General features: G+C 65.8%; 18 protein-coding genes and 1 pseudogene. 7 read left to right on the top strand and 12 right to left on the bottom strand.

From position 1 onward, the window contains the following. A pseudogene (locus C100_RS35080) lies at positions 1-241 on the top strand (DUF3035 domain-containing protein); the annotation flags it as partial. Positions 242-259: 18 nt separating this feature from the next. On the opposite strand, the gene C100_RS35075 reads toward C100_RS35080, so the two are convergent. From C100_RS35075 to C100_RS35045, 7 genes are all read right to left on the bottom strand, one after another. Continuing rightward, a complete protein-coding gene (locus C100_RS35075) occupies positions 260-583 on the bottom strand; it encodes an ArsR/SmtB family transcription factor (RefSeq protein WP_024019724.1) in 324 nt (107 codons plus the stop codon). After that, positions 570-1019: an SRPBCC family protein gene (locus tag C100_RS35070; protein WP_031309363.1), complete on the bottom strand. Its 450-nt coding sequence runs from the start codon at positions 1017-1019 to the stop codon at positions 570-572. The genes C100_RS35075 and C100_RS35070 overlap by 14 nt, the downstream gene beginning before the upstream one ends. Positions 1020-1137: 118 nt before the next feature. Continuing rightward, complete coding sequence (dxs, locus tag C100_RS35065) at positions 1138-3057, bottom strand: 1-deoxy-D-xylulose-5-phosphate synthase (protein WP_024019722.1); 1920 nt, start codon at positions 3055-3057, stop codon at positions 1138-1140. A 57-nt stretch (positions 3058-3114) separates the two neighbouring features. Next, on the bottom strand, positions 3115-3585 hold the full coding sequence (locus tag C100_RS35060; protein ID WP_024019721.1) for a Fur family transcriptional regulator: 471 nt from the start codon (positions 3583-3585) through the stop codon (positions 3115-3117). A gap of 45 nt (positions 3586-3630) precedes the next feature. Continuing rightward, the gene (locus C100_RS35055) at positions 3631-3957 is read right to left on the bottom strand and encodes a DUF423 domain-containing protein (RefSeq protein ID WP_024019720.1); all 327 of its coding nucleotides are present in this window, start codon (positions 3955-3957) and stop codon (positions 3631-3633) included. Further along, on the bottom strand, positions 3954-5753 hold the full coding sequence (locus C100_RS35050) for a cation:proton antiporter domain-containing protein (RefSeq protein WP_024019719.1): 1800 nt from the start codon (positions 5751-5753) through the stop codon (positions 3954-3956). The genes C100_RS35055 and C100_RS35050 overlap by 4 nt, the downstream gene beginning before the upstream one ends. Beyond that, a complete protein-coding gene (locus tag C100_RS35045) occupies positions 5753-6175 on the bottom strand; it encodes an iron-sulfur cluster assembly scaffold protein (protein WP_024019718.1) in 423 nt (140 codons plus the stop codon). The genes C100_RS35050 and C100_RS35045 overlap by 1 nt, the downstream gene beginning before the upstream one ends. A 111-nt stretch (positions 6176-6286) precedes the next feature. Here C100_RS35045 and C100_RS35040 point away from each other — a divergent pair, with 111 nt between their 5' ends. Together C100_RS35040 and C100_RS35035 are read left to right on the top strand one after the other, a co-directional pair. After that, positions 6287-6742 carry a YaiI/YqxD family protein gene (locus C100_RS35040; RefSeq protein ID WP_031309362.1) on the top strand — a complete coding sequence of 152 codons (456 nt, stop codon included), beginning with the start codon at positions 6287-6289 and terminating at the stop codon, positions 6740-6742. After that, positions 6742-7914 (top strand): NAD(P)/FAD-dependent oxidoreductase, encoded by a 1173-nt coding sequence (locus C100_RS35035; protein ID WP_024019716.1) that lies wholly within the window; start codon positions 6742-6744, stop codon positions 7912-7914. Before C100_RS35040 ends, C100_RS35035 begins: the two co-directional genes overlap by 1 nt. 14 nt (positions 7915-7928) lie before the next feature. On the opposite strand, the gene C100_RS35030 is transcribed toward C100_RS35035, so the two are convergent. Then, complete coding sequence (locus tag C100_RS35030) at positions 7929-9638, bottom strand: ATP-binding protein (RefSeq protein ID WP_024019715.1); 1710 nt, start codon at positions 9636-9638, stop codon at positions 7929-7931. A gap of 185 nt (positions 9639-9823) precedes the next feature. Beyond that, a complete protein-coding gene (locus C100_RS35025) occupies positions 9824-11866 on the bottom strand; it encodes a transglycosylase domain-containing protein (RefSeq protein WP_200866560.1) in 2043 nt (680 codons plus the stop codon). Positions 11867-11986: 120 nt separating this feature from the next. On the opposite strand from C100_RS35025, the gene C100_RS35020 reads away from it, so the two are divergent. Continuing rightward, entirely contained in the window at positions 11987-12184 is a 198-nt protein-coding gene (locus C100_RS35020; RefSeq protein ID WP_024019713.1) for a hypothetical protein, read from the top strand. A gap of 33 nt (positions 12185-12217) precedes the next feature. Here the strand turns inward: C100_RS35020 and C100_RS35015 are convergent, their stop codons facing one another. After that, positions 12218-13528, bottom strand: coding sequence for an MFS transporter (locus tag C100_RS35015; protein WP_024019712.1), 1311 nt, complete (start codon positions 13526-13528; stop codon positions 12218-12220). A 132-nt stretch (positions 13529-13660) separates the two neighbouring features. Between C100_RS35015 and pgsA the strand changes: the two genes are divergently transcribed. The 3 genes from pgsA to C100_RS35000 are packed head-to-tail and all read left to right on the top strand — an operon-like array spanning position 13661 to position 14928. Then, a complete protein-coding gene (gene pgsA, locus C100_RS35010) occupies positions 13661-14224 on the top strand; it encodes a CDP-diacylglycerol--glycerol-3-phosphate 3-phosphatidyltransferase (protein ID WP_024019711.1) in 564 nt (187 codons plus the stop codon). Positions 14225-14227: 3 nt separating this feature from the next. After that, positions 14228-14488, top strand: a complete 261-nt coding sequence (locus tag C100_RS35005) for a MoaD/ThiS family protein (protein WP_024019710.1) — start codon at positions 14228-14230, stop codon at positions 14486-14488. Continuing rightward, the gene (locus C100_RS35000) at positions 14485-14928 is read left to right on the top strand and encodes a molybdenum cofactor biosynthesis protein MoaE (protein ID WP_024019709.1); all 444 of its coding nucleotides are present in this window, start codon (positions 14485-14487) and stop codon (positions 14926-14928) included. Before C100_RS35005 ends, C100_RS35000 begins: the two co-directional genes overlap by 4 nt. Here the strand turns inward: C100_RS35000 and C100_RS34995 are convergent. Next, the gene (locus tag C100_RS34995; protein WP_024019708.1) at positions 14925-15854 is read right to left on the bottom strand and encodes a hydrogen peroxide-inducible genes activator; all 930 of its coding nucleotides are present in this window, start codon (positions 15852-15854) and stop codon (positions 14925-14927) included. The genes C100_RS35000 and C100_RS34995 overlap by 4 nt on opposite strands. A 39-nt stretch (positions 15855-15893) precedes the next feature. Further along, on the bottom strand, positions 15894-16667 hold the full coding sequence (locus C100_RS34990) for a sulfite exporter TauE/SafE family protein (protein WP_024019707.1): 774 nt from the start codon (positions 16665-16667) through the stop codon (positions 15894-15896). Positions 16668-16727: the final 60 nt, after the last annotated feature.

The raw sequence follows: 16727 nt of genomic DNA, 5'->3' as shown, positions 1-16727 counted from the left end.
GGCGGCTGCCGTCGATTCGAGCAAGGACGCCATGCAGGCGATGTTCGGCGGCCCCGCCCAGCGCAGCGCTTCCGAAAGCGCGACGCTGAGCGCCGCCGGCCGTGCCGACGCGGCCGCCGGCATCCGCTCGCAGGCCGGCGATCCGGGTACGGACGTAGTGAACAAGGGCGACACGACCCGCGACATCATCGCCGCGCCCGAAGGCGACGGTCAGGAAGCCCGCGCCGCCGTCCCGCAATAATCCTGGCGGGAGGCGGCCTTAGCCGTCTCCTTCCAACAGGTCGCGCAGGCGGCCAAGCGTCCCGTCCCATTGCGCGCCGACCTGGTCGAGCCAATGGCGGGCCGTTTCGATTCCCTCACGCCGCAATGTGATCTGCACTTCGCGCCCGCTCTTGCGGCGGCGGACGAAGCCTGCGTCCTGCAATATGTCGAGATGTTTGGCGACCGCCTGCCGGCTGACCGGCAGGCCTTCGCCGAGCCGCGCGATCGAATATTCGCCGCCATCGGCCAGCCGGGCGAGCAGGCCCAGACGGGTCGGGTCGCCCAGCGCGGCGAACAGGACGGCCGGTTCAGCCTTCGACATGGCGCCTGATATTCTGCACCTGTTCGGCCCAGCCGCCGTCATTGGACCGCATCACATGGGTCCGGCGGGGTTCGGGCACCTTGTCGAAGCCGCTTTCGGTGACGACGAGCTTCGTGCCGAAAGCGATCGGCTGAAGCAGAAACTCCACCAAAGTCCATTCCGGCACGCCCGACCTGATCGCGTCCGCATCGCCGCCGGTGGCGGGCCATTCAAACGCGAAGCGGGTCATCGGCTCGATCGCGACGGTGCGCGATTCCCAGGGGAAATGCTCATAGCCGGGATAGGTCATGCGCCCGGTCGTGATCTGGCCGACGACGAACGGCTGGTCGAGCGCCACCTGGAACCAGGCGCCGAATTTCTCATGGTCGATCAGCGCGTCCCAGACTTTTTCGCCAGGGGCGGCGATCTCGATGGTCTTGATGATGGAATCGGTCATATAGGCAACCTCCTGGTTGCTCATATGGGCGATGGACGGAAATATGCAACCAAATTGTTGCTTTTTCCATTTGGGTTGGAGGCAGTGGGCGAAGTCTGCGCTTCGCCCTCCGACAACGTCAGGCCCGCGCCTCCGCCCCGACGCTGTTGTGGCGCAGCGCGGTCAGGACCGTGGTCACGATGCCGTCCGCATCCAGCTTGGCCTCGGCATATTGTTTCTCGGGCTTGTCCTGGTCCTGGAACAGGTCGGGCAGGCGCAGCGTCCGCAGTTTCAGGCCATTGTCGATCAGGCCAAGGTCGCTCGCCAGCGTCAGCACATGAGCGCCCAGGCCGCCGATCGACCCTTCCTCGATCGTGACGGCGACATCATGGGTGGTCAGCAGCTTGCGGATCATCGCCTCGTCCAGCGGCTTGGCGAAGCGCAGGTCGGCGACGCTGGTGGACAGCCCCTTGGCCTCTAATATCTCGGCCGCCTTGAGCGCTTCTTCCAGCCGCGTGCCCAGCGAAAGGATCGCGACATGGCGTCCTTCGCGCATGATCCGCCCCTTGCCGATCTCCAACGCTTCCGGGACTTCCGGCATGGCGATCCCGGTGCCGTTGCCACGCGGATAGCGCACCGCGATCGGCCCGCTGTCATGGACGGCGCAGGTATGGACCATATGGACCAGTTCGGCTTCGTCGGCGGCCGCCATCACCACCATGTTGGGCAGGGTCGCCAGATAGGTGACATCGAAGCTGCCGGCATGGGTGGAACCATCCGCGCCCACCAGCCCCGCGCGATCGATGGCGAAGCGGACGGGAAGATTCTGGATCGCCACGTCATGCACGACCTGGTCATAGGCGCGTTGCAGGAAGGTGGAATAAATGGCGCAGAAGGGCCGCATCCCCTGCGCCGCCAGACCGGCGGCGAAGGTGACGGCATGTTGTTCGGCGATGCCGACGTCGAATATGCGGTCGGGAAATGCCTGCTGGAACTTGTCCAGCCCGGTGCCCGAAGGCATGGCGGCGGTGATGGCGCAGACGGCGGGATCGCGCGTAGCTTCGGCAATCAGCGCCTGGGCGAAGACATTGGTGTAGCTGGGCGGTCCCGGCGGCGCCTTGGCCTGGGCGCCGGTGACGACGTCGAATTTCTGCACGCCATGATATTTGTCTGCCGCCGCTTCGGCCGGGGCATAGCCCTTGCCCTTTTGCGTCACGACATGGACCAGGCACGGCCCCTGCGCGGCGTCGCGGACATTTTCGAGGACGGGGAGCAGCTGGTCGAGATTATGGCCGTCGATCGGGCCGACATAATAAAAGCCCAGTTCCTCGAACAATGTACCGCCCATCGCCATGCCGCGCGCGAATTCGTCGGTCTTGCGCGCCGCATTATGGAGCGGGCGTGGCAGCTTGCGCGCCAGCTTGCGCGCCAGATCGCGCAGGCCCAGAAATTCGCGGCTCGACACCAGCCGGGCGAGATAGGCCGAAAGCCCGCCGACCGGCGGCGCGATCGACATGTCATTGTCGTTCAGGATGACGACGAGCCGGTTGCCCGCTTCGCGCGCATTGTTCATCGCCTCATAGGCCATGCCCGCGGACATGGCGCCGTCGCCGATCACGGCGATCGCCTTGCCGGGCTTGTCCTGCATCTTGTTGGCGACGGCGAAGCCCAGTGCGGCGCTGATCGAGGTCGAGCTGTGCGCCGCGCCGAACGGATCATAGTCGCTTTCCGCCCGCTTGGTGAAACCGCTGAGGCCGCCGCCCTGGCGCAGGGTGCGGATGCGGTCGCGCCGGCCGGTCAGGATCTTGTGCGGATAGCATTGATGGCCCACGTCCCAGATCAGCTTGTCGTCGGGCGTGTTGAAGACATAGTGGATCGCGGTGGTCAGTTCCACGACGCCGAGGCCCGAGCCGAGATGACCGCCGGTGACGCCCACCGCCGCGATGGTTTCGGCGCGCAGTTCATCGGCCAACTGGCGGAGCTGCTCCGGTTTCAGGGTGCGAAGGTCCGACGGCCAGACAATCTGGTCGAGCAGCGCGGTTTGGGGGCGATCATTCATGAAAGATATAGACTCCGATGCGCGCCGGGCCGTTCCGGGGCCAGGCGCAACGTCCCATCAGGCCGCGCACTTGGCGCACAGGCCCAATATCTCGATAACCGGCCGTTCCGGGCGAAAGCCCTCCTGTTCCGCGATGGCGCGGACCTGACCGGTCACCTTGTCGTCGTCGACATGGGTCGCTTGTTTGCAATTGCGGCAGACCATGAAGATGCAATCATGATGGCAACCGGGATGGGCGTTGGCGATGTAGGCGTTCGCGCTTTCGACGCGCATGGCGATGTTGTTCGCCACGAACAGGTCGAGGATGCGATAGACGCTGTTGGGGGCGACCCGCTTGCCCCGCGCCTTCGACACGGTGTCGGCGATGTCATAGGCGGATGCCGGTTTCTCCTCCGCCGCCAGCGCATCGAAAATGGCCGCGCGCATGGGCGTCCATTGTTCGTCCTGCGCTTCCAGGGAGATGCGGGCGGCGTCCGCCAGCTTTGCGCCGGTCGGTTCCAGATGGTCATGATGGTGGTGGTCGGCCATGGGTTCAATCTATGCGTGCCGGACGGCGGGGGCAAGGGCGGTGCGTCAGCGCTGCCCGAAGGACCATGCGGCCCACAACCAGCCGGCGATCATCAGCGTGCCGCCAACCGGCGTGACGGCGCCCAGCCATTTGGGTCCGCCCAGCGCCATGAAGTAAAGCGTGAGGGCAAAAATGGCCGCGCCCGCCAGCAGCAGCGCCGCCGCGCCACGAGCGGTGCCCATGATCGCCAGCGCCGCGACGGCATGGATGAGTTGATAAAGGCCGCCGGTACGCAGCCATTCGGCCGCCTTGGGATCGGCAACGCCATGCGCCCCGAACGCGCCGGCGCCGATGGCGAGCGCCGCCGACAGGCAGGCCAATATCGCGATCATGCCTCTTCTCCATCCCCTCTGCTGAGCAGGCGCATGGACTTGCCGGGGCGATACATCAAGTCCTTTGCCGCCAGCAGCGTGCCATGTTCGATCTGGAGCGCCATGCGCTGCTCGTCATTCTGGCGATATTGACGCTCGACCTCCTCCACCTCCTTGGAGGGGACGCCGAGTGCCTCCATCGCCTGCACGCCCATGCAGATGGCCGATTCATAGACTTCCCGCACCACGCCGGCCAGGTCCATCTCCTGCAAACTGAGCACCTGCCGCCGGTCGAAGGCGCGCACCATCAGCGCCGCCTGCGGAAAGGCTTCGGCGATGGGTTGCAGCGCGCGCGCATCCAGCGACGGATCGTCGATGCAGAAGGCGATGAGGCGCGCCTCGTCACCTCCAGAGCGGCGCAGCAGGTCGATGCGGGTGCCGTCGCCATAATAGACCTTCATGTCGAAACGGCTCGACACCTCGATCTGCGCCGGCTTCTTGTCGATCAGCACGACGCCGAAGCCATGTCCCATCAGCATCTGCGCCACGGTCTGGCCGAACCGGCCATAGCCAACGATGATGGCGGTGCCGCGCGGCGCGTCCTCCGGTCCGGGCAGGTCCGCATGATCCTTTGTCCGGGCGAATTCGAAGCGGCGGGCGAACAGCATCAGGAAGGGCGTCGTCGCCATGGAGAAGGTGACGATCGCGCTGAACAGGCTGGCCGCCTGCGGCGCAATCAGCAGCGCGCCCTGCGCCTGGGTGAACAGCACGAAGCCGAATTCGCCGCCCTGGCTGAGCAACAGGCCGGCGCCCAGCGCCTGTTGCCAGTTCATGCCGAACAGGCGGGCGAGGCCGGCGATGACCGCCGCCTTGGTCGCGACCAGGATCGCCGCCATCGCAATCACGAACAGCGGGTTCGCCGCGACCGCGTGCAGGTCCAGCACCATGCCGACGGCCAGGAAGAAGAGGCCCAGCAGGATCGAACGAAACGGTTCGACATCGGATTCGATCTCGTGGCGATAGGGCGAATCGGCCAGCATCACGCCGGCGACAAAGGCGCCCAGCGCGGTCGAGAGATGCAGCGCGTGCATCAGCGCCGCGGCCGCCAGAACGGTGAACAGGCCGACCACCACGAACAGTTCGCGCTCGCCCATCCGCCCGACCAGCCCCAGCAGGGGGCGCAGGATGAAGCGGCCGGCCAGCACCAGGCCGGCAATCGCCGCCACGGTATAGCCCGCCATCATCCAGCCCGGCGGACCGCCCGCATCGGCAGGATTGCGCGACAGGGCGGCGATGATGGTGATGAGGGGAACGATCGAGAGATCCTGGAACAGCAGGATCGAAAACACTTTCTCGCCGAAGGGCGAGTTGATGCGGCCGCTGGACTTGAGGCCCGGCAGCACCTGCGCGGTGGAGGACAGCGCCAGCGGCAGGCCGAGCGCGATCGCGGCGCCCCAGGTGAAGCCGGTGCTGTAGAAGATGATCCCGGTCAGCGCGCAGCCGCAGATGACCACCTGCGCGAGGCCGAGCGCGAAAATATCGCGTTTCAGTCGCCACAGCCGCGCCGGGTGAAGTTCCAGCCCGACCAGGAACAGCAGCAGGACGATGCCGATTTCCGCAATGGCGAGCTTCGATTCCCCGCCGCCGACCAGCCCCAGGCCATAGGGTCCGACCAGCGCGCCCGCGACCAGATAGCCGAGCACCGCGCCCAGGCCGAAGCGGCGGAAGAGCATCACGAAAAAAACTGCTGCGCCCAGCAGGATCACGCCTTCGGACAGCAAGATGTCGGTGGCGCTGGTCGCGCTATGCCCGTCCATCAGGCGTCCGCCATCCGCGCGGCTTCGGCGATCGCCTCGAACCCCAGCCGGATGGAGGCGTGGCGCGCGGGATAGCCGCGCGCGGGCGCCAGCACCGCCAGACCCGGCCAGAAATCCAGATCGTCGCTGTCGCCGGCCAGATAGGCGGTGATCCGGTCGCGCGCTTGCGCCAGTTCATCCGCCGTCAGGCCGATCGCCTGCGCCGCCATCAGCGCGGCAGACGCCTGGCCCAGGGCGCAGGCCTTCACGTCCAGGCCCATCTCCGCCAGTCGGCCATCGGCCATCCGCACATCGGCCGTCACCCGCGATCCGCAGGTAGGGGAGCGCTTCTCGACGCTCGCCTGCGGGGCGGGCAAGCGGCGATGGTGCGGAATGCTGGCGGCGAGCCGCAATATGTCGTTGTTATAAAGGGGGGCGCTCATGCTGCTCCATGTAGGACAGGAATGGTCTTTGGTGAAGGCGATGATGGGTGTGCCGACGAAATAAGCCGCCTGCCATTGTTTCGCGCGGCAGGGCCGCCTATCGCGCCCAATATGAAGATCCTGGTCGATGCCGATGCCTGCCCCGTCAAGGACGAGATTTACAAGGTCGCCTGGCGTCATGAGGCGCCCGTCACCATCGTCAGCAACAGCGTGATCCGCGTGCCCGCCCATCCGCTGGTGGATCGGGTGGTGGTGAGCGACGGTTTCGACGCCGCCGACGACTGGATCGCCGAACGGGCGGGGCCGGGCGCTGTCTGCATCACGGCCGACATCCTGCTGGCCGACCGCTGCCTGAAGGCGGGGGCGGTGGTGATCGCGCCCAATGGAAAGCCCTTTACCCAAAGCTCGATCGGCGCCGCCATCGCCACGCGGGCGATCATGGCGGACCTGCGGGCGGGCGCGGTGGGCGATCCCATTGGCGGTCCACCGCCCTTTTCGAAAAGCGACCGGTCGCGCTTCCTGTCGGCGCTGGACGAGGCGCTCGTCCGGCTCAGGCGGACACGCTGATGAGCGATTATGACGCCATCATCCTGGGGGCCGGCGCGGCGGGCATGATGTGCGCCGCTATCGCGGGGCAGCGGGGCAGGCGCGTGCTGCTGGTCGATCATGCCGATGCGCCGGGCAAGAAAATCCTGATTTCCGGCGGCGGACGGTGCAACTTCACCAACATTAACACCGTGGCCCACGCCTATCTGTCGGCCAATCCGCATTTCGCGAAATCGGCGCTGGGTCGCTATACGCCGCAGGATTTTCTGGCGCTGGTCGAACTTTACGGCATCGCCTGGCACGAAAAGACGCTGGGGCAGCTATTCTGCGACGGATCGGCGCGGCAGATCGTGGCCATGCTGGTGGAGGAATGCGCCAAGGGGCGCGTGACCATGGCGCTGGGACAGCCGGTGAGCGATGTCGGCCATGGCGACGGCCTGTTCCAGGTGACACGCGGCGCCGATCTGTGTCGTGCGCCCGCGCTGGTGCTGGCGACCGGGGGCCCGTCCATTCCCAAGCTGGGGGCGACCGGCTTCGCTTATGACGTGGCCCGGCATTTCGGCCTGAACATCGTGCAGCCCCGGCCGGCACTGGTGCCCTTCACCCTGGGGCCGGACGATGCGCTGTTCCAGGCGCTGTCGGGCGTATCTGCGGATGTCGCGGTCCGCTGGAACAAGACCCGGTTTCGCGAGGCGGCCCTCTTCACCCATCGCGGCCTGTCGGGACCGGCGATGCTTCAGATCAGTTCCTACTGGCAGCATCGCACGCCGATCCATGTGAATTTCCTGCCGGATCAGGCAGCCGACTGGCTGATCGACCAGAAACGGGAGCGCCCGCGCACCCTGCTGCGCCGGCTGTTGGGACAGGCGCTGCCCGAACGGCTGGCCGACGCCTTGCTGGAGCGAACCGGCGTGCAGGGAGAATTGGGCAATCTGAGCGACAAGGCGCTGCGTCAGCTTGGCGCGCGGCTTGCCGATTGGCCCTTCACGCCATCGGGAACCGAGGGCTATGCGAAGGCGGAAGTGACGGTTGGCGGCATCGCCACCGCCGGCCTGTCCTCCCGCACCATGGCGGCGACGAAAATGCCCGGTCTCTATGCGATTGGCGAGGCGGTGGACGTGACCGGATGGCTGGGCGGCTATAATTTCCAATGGGCCTGGGCCAGCGGCTGGGCGGCGGGGCAGGCGCTATAAGGCCGCGCCTCTGGTCAGGCGCGCTGTGCCCGCGCGGCGGCGATGCTGGCTTGCAGATGCTTGGGCCGATATGGTTTGGACAGGCGCACCACATCGGGCGCGATCAGATCGACGCCCTGATAGCCCGAGATGATGAGCAGGGCGATGTCGGGATGGTCGCAGCGCAGGCGGATCGCCAGTTCCGCGCCGGTCATGCCGGGCATGACATGATCGGTGACGACGATGTCGGGGCGGTAGCCGGCCTCGATCATGGTGAGCGCCAGTTCGGCATGATCGACATCGACGACATCATAGCCCATGTCCGACAGCATGTCCCGCGTGCTGGCTCTGACCAGGGCGTTATCGTCCACCAGCAGGATCTTGCCCCGCTGCCGGCCGCCCTGGCTTTGTTCGTCTGCGACATCCGCCGTCCCGGCCGGCGCCGGTTCGACCTGCAACCAGAGCGTGACGGTCGTCCCCTTGCCCACTTCGCTGTCAATTTCCAGCGTGCCGCCCAGTTGCCCGGTCAGGCCATGCGCCATCGACAGCCCCAGGCCCGTGCCGTGGCCCGCAGGCTTGGTGGTGAAAAACGGCTCCGTGGCCGCTTTCCGGACGGCCGCCGTCATGCCGACGCCGGTGTCGGTAATGTACAGGCGCACATATGCGCCCGGCGCCAGCGAGGCGGGGCGTTGCGTCTCCCCCCGGTCGGCCGCGATGGTGAGCGTGCCGCCGTCCGGCATGGCGTCGCGGCTGTTGATGGCGAGATTGAGGATCGCCAGTTCGAGCTGATTGGCATCCGCATGAACCGCCGGCAAGTCCATCGGCATATCGACCGACAGCGCGATGCGCGGACCGACCGTGCTGGCGAGCAGGGGCTGCATACCGGCCAGCAGGTCCGGCAGGTCGACGGCCGTCGGTGACAAAGGCTGGCGCCGGGCGAAGGTGAGCAGGCGCTGAACCAGTATCTGGGCCGCTTCGGCCGCCTGCATCGCGACGCCGGCATGGCGGTCGATCGATTCGGGCGATCGTTTGCCGGTCAGGATCAGGTCCAGGCCGGCGATGATGGGTGTCAGCAGATTGTTGAAGTCATGGGCGACATGGCCGGTCAATTGCCCCAGCACCTCCATTTTCTGAATCTGGCGCACCGTTTCCTGCGCCTGTTCCAGTTCGTTGGTCCGTTCACGGACGCGTTCGTCAAGCTGGTCGTTCAGCGCTTCCAGCGACGCGAACAGACGGCCATTTTCCAGCGCCGTCGATGCCGCGCGGGCCAGCGCTTCCAGCAGCGCGATCTCGTTGTTGGTCGGTTCGCCCTGTTCGGACCAATAGGCGCCGACCGCCGCCATCGGGTCCAGCCGGCCGATCGGCACCATCAACATGCTGCGGACGAAGGTCTTGCGATAGGCATCGACCGGGACGCGCGGATCGTTGAATATGTCGGGGATGACCGCCGTCTCGCGGTTGGCCATGGCCCAGCCCGATACGCAATTGCCGGCGGGGAAACGTTGGCCGGCCCAGAGCGGGGCCATCGAATCCTCGGCGATATAATGGCACAGATTGCCTTCGCGCAGGATGATGGCGATGCCGTCGGCTCCGACCGCCCGGCGGGCGAAGGCGCGCAGGACGTTGGCGATCGCGTCCAGCGAGCGCGCGCCGGCCAGGGCTTCCATGGCCTCGGCTGCGATGCTCCATCGCGCAGCCAGCGCCTTATGCTCCGCATTGCGCTCGGTCATAAACCCCTTGTTCATCGACGGTCCTCTGAATCAGAGTCGCATCGCATATATCATCGAAAGGCGGCCGTCGTAAAATGCTCGATAGTCAGTGACTTAACCGCCGAACCGAAGATGGAGGGCGGACGCATCACGTTAACCGTGAGCCACCCGAGCAAACCAAGACTTTTCGCCTTTTCAGCCCCCTGCCATTAACATTTGCGTCAAGGCCCGCCATCCTCGGCGGCGGGCTGCGTCCGGGCGACGGGGGGCGGGGGAGCGCCCGTTGGCGGCGCCGGCGCGGATTGATCGGACGGGAGGCGGATGCGGTCCTGTCCGATATTCAGTGTCATCCCGTCCTGATCGACGCCCAGGCCGATATTGCCGATCTGTGTTTCCAGGCTGATATTGGCGATCGCGTTGACCAGGTCGGCGTCCTGCGTTTCCTGCGGCGCATCCTCGACCGGCTCGTTGATCGCCCCGCTCATGAAATTGCGCCAGATGCGGGCGGGCACGCCACCGCCGGCCGCGCCACCGGGCAGCGGACTATTATCGTCATTGCCGATCCACACCGCAGTGACCAGGCCCCCGGCATAGCCGACGAAGATGGCGTCGCGGCTATCCTGCGTCGTCCCTGTCTTGCCGAAAGTGCTGGTGCGCAAGGCCGCGGCGCTGCCCGTCCCGCGATTGGCGGCGGAGGACAGAAGGTCGCGGATCATCGTGAGGTGGGCCTCGCTGAAGCGGCGCTGACGCTTCATCAGTCGCTCGATCCAGCCCTGATCCTCCGGCGGAAGGCCATGGGCCGTGACGGGATAGGCCCCGGCCGCCACGGCGGCATAGGCCTCGGCCAGTTCGACCAACGGAATTTCCGATGTGCCGAGCGCGAGGCTGAGGTCTTCGGTCAGCGGCGCCGTGACGCCCAGATCGCGCGCGACCTTGATGACATTGGCGACGCCGACCTTTTGCGTCAGCCGCACCGCCGCGACATTGCTGGACGCGGCGAAAGCCTGGCGCAGGGAGATGGGGCCGCGATATTTACCGCCATGATTGGCCGGGCGATAGGTGCCGGTCGTGATCGGCGTGTCGTCGATCATGTCGTCGGGCGTCATGCCCGCGCGAAAGGCGGCGAGGTAGACGAATAATTTGAAGGTGGAGCCGGGTTGGCGCTTCGCCTGCACCGCCCGGTTGAAATTGCTCTTGGTGTAATTTTTGCCCCCGACCATCGCCAGCACGCTGCCGTCCGGCTTCATCGCCACCAGCGCGGCCTGCGCTCCGCCCAGCGGCGCGCGGCGGATGGCGGCCTCGGCCAGGCGCTGGATGCGCCAGTCGAGCGTGGTCTCGATCCGCTGCTCGCCATAGACGGCGCCGGCCCGATCGCGGGCGGTGGGCAGCACCCAGTCGGCGAAATAAGTGCCGCTGGTCGGGTCGGGATCATCATGCACGTCCAGCCGGGGCGGGCGCAGCGCATTGCGATCGGCCTGGCTGATATAGCCGGCATCGACCATTGCCTGCGTGACCAGTGCGGCACGGGCGCGCGCGCCGGCCAGATTGCCGGTCGGGGCCAGGCGGGACGGCGCCTTGAGCAGGCCCGCCAGCATCGCCGCCTGCGAAATGGTCAGGCGGCCGGGCGCGCGGTTGAAATAATGGCGCGCGGCCGCGCGCAGGCCATAGACATTGTCGCCGAAATAAACGTTCGACAGATAGCGTTCCATGATCTGGTCCTTGGTCAGCCAGACCTCCAGCCAGATGGCGATCAACGCCTCGCGCGCCTTGCGGCCCAGCGTCCGGTCGCTGGAGAGGAACACGCCCTTGGCCAGTTGCTGGGTGATGGTGCTGCCGCCCTGCGACGCGCCGTCGGACCAGATATTGTGCCACAGCGCACGGGCGATGCCGCGCGGGTCTACGCCCCAATGGGTGGGAAAACGCCGGTCCTCGATCGCCATGAACGCCTGGGGCACATGGGCGGGCAGTTCCGCCATCGTCACCGGTTCGTCGATCACCGCGCCACGCCGCGCGATGAGATGGCCGTCGGCCGACATCAGGCTGATGCTGGGCGGCGCGATCGGCTTCAGCGATTGGGACAGGGGCGCCGTGACCGCCAGCCAGGCGACCAGGATCATCAACAGCGCCAGCCCGGCCGCGATGATCCAGCCGAAAATCTGGAGCCGCCGGCGCCAGGGGGTGGGCGGCGCGAAGGCGCTGGGCGGCCCCGCGCCAAATTCGCGCGAGGGCGGCGGAGAGGGGGCGAGTGGACGCGTTTCGTTCATCGGTTGGGTCACACTGTATTATTCATATCATACAGTCAAGCATGTCCCGCACCGGGACAAGGCCAGATTAGCCATCATTGGCGATGGCTAAAAAGGTAAATTTTTGGTTAATCACGACTCATGCGAACCCGTCCTCTCGTCCTCACGACCGAATCGGCCCGCCATCCCTTCCGGCAGAGCTTGCCGCCCCATGTGTTTCGGGTCCGGGACGAATCGGCGCGCAAGCACAAGCGGATGGTGGATGACGATCAGGACTGGAAGCTGTTCGCATTGAGCTTCTGCGCCTTTTTCACGGCCTTCTACAGCTTCATCTTCTAACAGCGCAGCGGACACGGCCCGCCGAAGGCCCCATTAATGGCAGATCGGCCCGTCGCACGCCTTGTGCAGCTTCCACGCCATGGCCGCGCAGGGCAGCGACAGGATGGCGACCAGCAGCAACTGCATCACCACGGACACGCCCGCGATGCTCAGGCCGATGGCGCAGAGCGAACCGACCACCATCGCCCCGGCATTGACGATATTGTTCGCCGCCACGGTGCGGGCCGCCTCGCATTTTTCGACGGTCGTGGTCAGGAAAGCGTAGAGCGGCACGACGAACATGCCGCCGAAGGTCGCCACCCCCAGCAGGCAGAGTGACAGCGGCAACGCCAGCGGATGGGCCAGGAACTGGGCAAGCGACAACATCTGCCCGTCCGGCGCCGGTGTCCACAGGTCGCACACCACATGGAAGGCGACGATGCACAGCCCCATGCCGATGACGGATGCGGGCGCATATTTGGCCGATACATGCCCCTGGAGCAGCCGGTTGATCGCGACCGATCCGATGGCGATGCCGATCGAGAAGATGGCGAGGAACAGGCTGGCGACGGGCTTGTCGGCCGTCAGCACATTCTTCACCAGCGGCGGGAACTGGATGAACAGGATCGATCCCACCGCCCAGAACAGGCTGATCGCCATGATCGCCAGGAACAGGCGGCGGATATGCATGGTGCCGCGCACCAGCGCGACCGACGATCGAATGATGTGGAAATCGATCGGCTGCGCGTCCAGCAGCGACGGGGCAGATGGCACCTCGCGCCCGGCGACATAGCCGATCAGCGCCGTCACGATGATGCAGACCGCGGCGATTTCGACCGGGATGATGCCGGCCAATATGGTGCCGGCCAATATGGCGATATAGGTGCCCGCCTCCACCAGGCCGGTGCCGCCCAGCACTTCTTCGTCGTGAAGATGCTGGGGCAGGATGGCATATTTGATCGGACCGAAGAAGGTTGAATGGACGCCCATGGCGAACAGGGCGGCGAGCAGCAGCGGGATCGCCAGCGTATGGACCGCGATACCGCCCCAGATCAGCGCAAGGCCGATCGCGCCCACGCCCATGATGGCGATTTCCGCCGCCTTCACCCAGCGGATGATGACGGCCTTGTCGCGCTGGTCGGCAAGCTGCCCCGACAGCGCCGACAGCAGGAAGAAGGGCAGGATGAACAGCCCCGTCGCCAGCGCGCTGAACCATGTTTCGGAGCGTTCGTCGTTATAGACCTGATAGACGACGAACAGCACCATCGCGTTCTTGAACAGATTGTCGTTGAACGCGCCCAGCAACTGGGTGATGAAAAGCGGCAGGAAACGGCGCTTGTTCAGGAGCCTGAGAGAGGCTTGCATGGAATTGGGGATCTTCTTTCCCGTTAGCGACCGGCGCGGGGTCTAGCCGCTGGCGGCGTGCATGTCCAATGGTTGCGCGGTCGATGTTCGGGGTCGCTTGTATGCGGCGGCGGACTGTGGCAGTCCGCGCTCATGCTGACGCTGCCAAACCTGCTGACGCTTTCGCGTATATTCACCGTCCCGCTGCTGGTCGCGTTGCTCTGGCCCGCGGAGATGGGCGCGCGCTGGATCACCGGCTATGCGCTGGCTTTCGGCCTTTATTGCCTGATGGGCGTGACCGACTATTTCGACGGCTATCTGGCCCGCGCCCAGGGCACGGTGTCGAAACTGGGCGTATTCCTTGATCCCATCGCCGACAAGATCATGGTCGGCGCGGTCATACTGATGCTGGCGGCCACGCGCGACATAGCGGGGCTGCACATCGTTGCGGCGATGATCATCCTGTTGCGGGAAATCGCGGTGTCGGGGCTGCGGGAATTTCTGGCGGGCCTTCAGGTATCGGTGCCGGTATCGCGGCTGGCCAAATGGAAAACGACCTTTCAGATCATCGCGCTGGGCGCGCTGATCCTGGCGGGCGCCGTGCCGCAATTCCCCTTCGTGCAGATGGTGGGGATCGTGACGCTCTGGGCGGCCGCGATCCTGACGCTGGTCACGGGCTGGGATTATCTGCGCGTCGGCATCAAGCATATGGATTGACCCATGGGGCCGCTCACCATCGTCTATTTCGCCTGGGTGCGTGAAGCGATCGGCCGGGACCAGGACGTGGTGGACCATCCGGGGCCGGGGGCGACGCTGGCCGATCTGGTGGCGATGCTGGCCGGGCGGGGCGGCGGCTATGCCCAGGCGCTGGGTGATTCGGCCCGGCTGCGCGCCGCGATCGATCAGCAATTCGCGCCGCTCGACACAATGATTGGCGATGCGCGCGAAGTGGCGATCTTCCCCCCGGTGACGGGCGGATGAAACGGGTGGCGGTCCAGCCGCAGGACTTTGACGCGGCCGCCGAACTGGCCGCGCTGGAAGCGCTTGGCGGCGGCGGCGTCGCCAGTTTCACGGGTATCGTGCGCGGCGAAGGCGGGCTGGTCGCGCTGGAACTGGAGCAATATCCCGCCATGACGCAGGCGCAGATGGCGCGGATCGTCGATGATGCCATGGCGCGCTGGCCGCTGCTGGGCGTCAGCGTCATTCATCGTGTCGGCAGGCTGGAACCTGGCGCGCGGATCGTCTTTGTCGGCACCGCGTCGCGGCATCGCACGGCGGCGCTGGAAAGCTGCGCCTTCCTGATCGACTGGATGAAGTCGGACGCGCCCTTCTGGAAGAAGGAATATTTCGACGACGGCCGGACCGCCTGGGTCGCCGCCCGGAGCGAGGACGACGCCAGGGCGCGGGCCTGGCAGCGTTAGGCCGCTTCGGGTAAACGGCAGCTCAGCGTCGCAGCATCCCGCAAAATGCCGGCCAGCATGTGAAATTCCTTCTCGCGCGGGCTGTTCTTGCGCCAGACCAGCGCGATGTCGCGCGCCGGCCGGTCCGACCGGATCGGGCGGGCCGTGATCCTGGTATGTTCCAATATCCCGCTGGCGATCGCCATTTCCGGGATCATGGTGACGCCCAGTCCATTGTCGACCATCTGGATCAACGTATGGAGCGACGTGCCCATCATGGTGGTGCTGGCGCGCAGGTCCGGCCGGTTGCAGGCGGCCAGCGCATGGTCCTTCAGGCAATGGCCGTCTTCCAGCAGCAGCAGCTTGCTCTCGTCGATCATGTCGGGGCCGATCCATTCCGGCGGGTCGCGCGGCTCGTCATGAGGAAAGGCGACATAGAGCCGGTCCTGGAACAGGATCTCGCTGTCCAGTTCGCCCATCGGGAAGGGCAGAGCGAGCAGCACGCAATCGACATGACCATGGCGCAGCGACTCGATCGCCGCCTGCGTCGTTTCTTCGCGCAGATAAAGTTTGAGTTCCGGCCGGTCCGCCCGCAACCGGGGCAGCAGGCGCGGAAGCAGGAAAGGCGCGATCGTCGGGATCACGCTCATGCGCAACTCGCCGGTGAGGGGCTTGCCCGACGCTTCGGCGATTGCCGCCAGTTCCTCCGCCTCGCGCAGCACACGATGCGCCTTTTCGACGATGCGGTCGCCCAATGCCGTGAAGCGCACCACCCGCCGCGTCCGCTCGACCAGCGTCACGCCGATCAGCGACTCCAGTTCCCGGATGCCCGCCGACAGCGTCGATTGCGTCACGAAACAGGCGTCGGCCGCCTTGCCGAAATGCCCCTGTTCCTTGAGCGCGACCAGATATTGAAGCTGTTTGAGCGTGGGCAGGTAACTGGACATTTATCGGCTTCCTCGATCAGAAAGCCGAATATAAGAGGTTTAACCGATATATCCAAGCCATTTGGCGACGCCGAAGGCCGATGTCAGGGTCAGGATCACGCCCACCGCCATGAACAGCAGGCGAGGCGCGATGCGCCGGGCCAGCATCGCGCCGAAGGGCGCGGCGACGACGCCGCCGATCAGCAGCCCCAATGTGTAGGTGGTAAAGGTTTCCCAGCCGAGATGGATCAGGAAGGTCAGGCTGATCGACAGGGTCAGGACGAATTCGACGCTGTTCACCGTGCCGATGGTGTGGCGCGGGCTGGACCCTTGCAGCAGCAGGTTCGACGTGACGATCGGCCCCCATCCGCCGCCGCCGCTCGCATCCATGAAGCCGCCCACCAGGCCCAGCGGCGTCACCCATTTGGGATCGCGCGGCTTGGGCGGCAGGTGAAAGCCGCGCCAGAAAAGATAGACGCCGATCGAGGCGAGATAGACTTGCACGAAGGGCTTGATGACGGCGCCGTCGATATTGGACAGCAGATAAGCGCCGGCCACGCCGCCGACCACGCCGGGGACGATCAGGCGGGCGAACAGCTTCCAGTCGACATTGCCATGCAGGATATGGCTGATCGCGGAGACGCCGGTGGTGAAGGTTTCGGCGGCATGGACGCTGGCCGACACGCGGCTGGGCGGCACGCCCATGGCCAGCAGAAGCGTGCTGGAAATGACCCCATAGGCCATGCCGAGCGCCCCGTCGATCATCTGCGCGCCGAAGCCGATCAGGATGAAGGGCAGAATATCGCCGAAATTGGCGAAGAAGGCGTCAATCATCCGGGGTCCTTTGGTTTGATTGTCTACCTCATTGATAGGCATATAGTCATTTGCAAAGCA

It is taken from the genome of Sphingobium sp. C100 (assembly GCF_000508185.1).
Taxonomy (GTDB): Bacteria; Pseudomonadota; Alphaproteobacteria; order Sphingomonadales; family Sphingomonadaceae; genus Sphingobium.
Note: the sequence above shows the minus strand (reverse complement) of the source record. Positions and strands in the feature narration are given on the sequence as shown.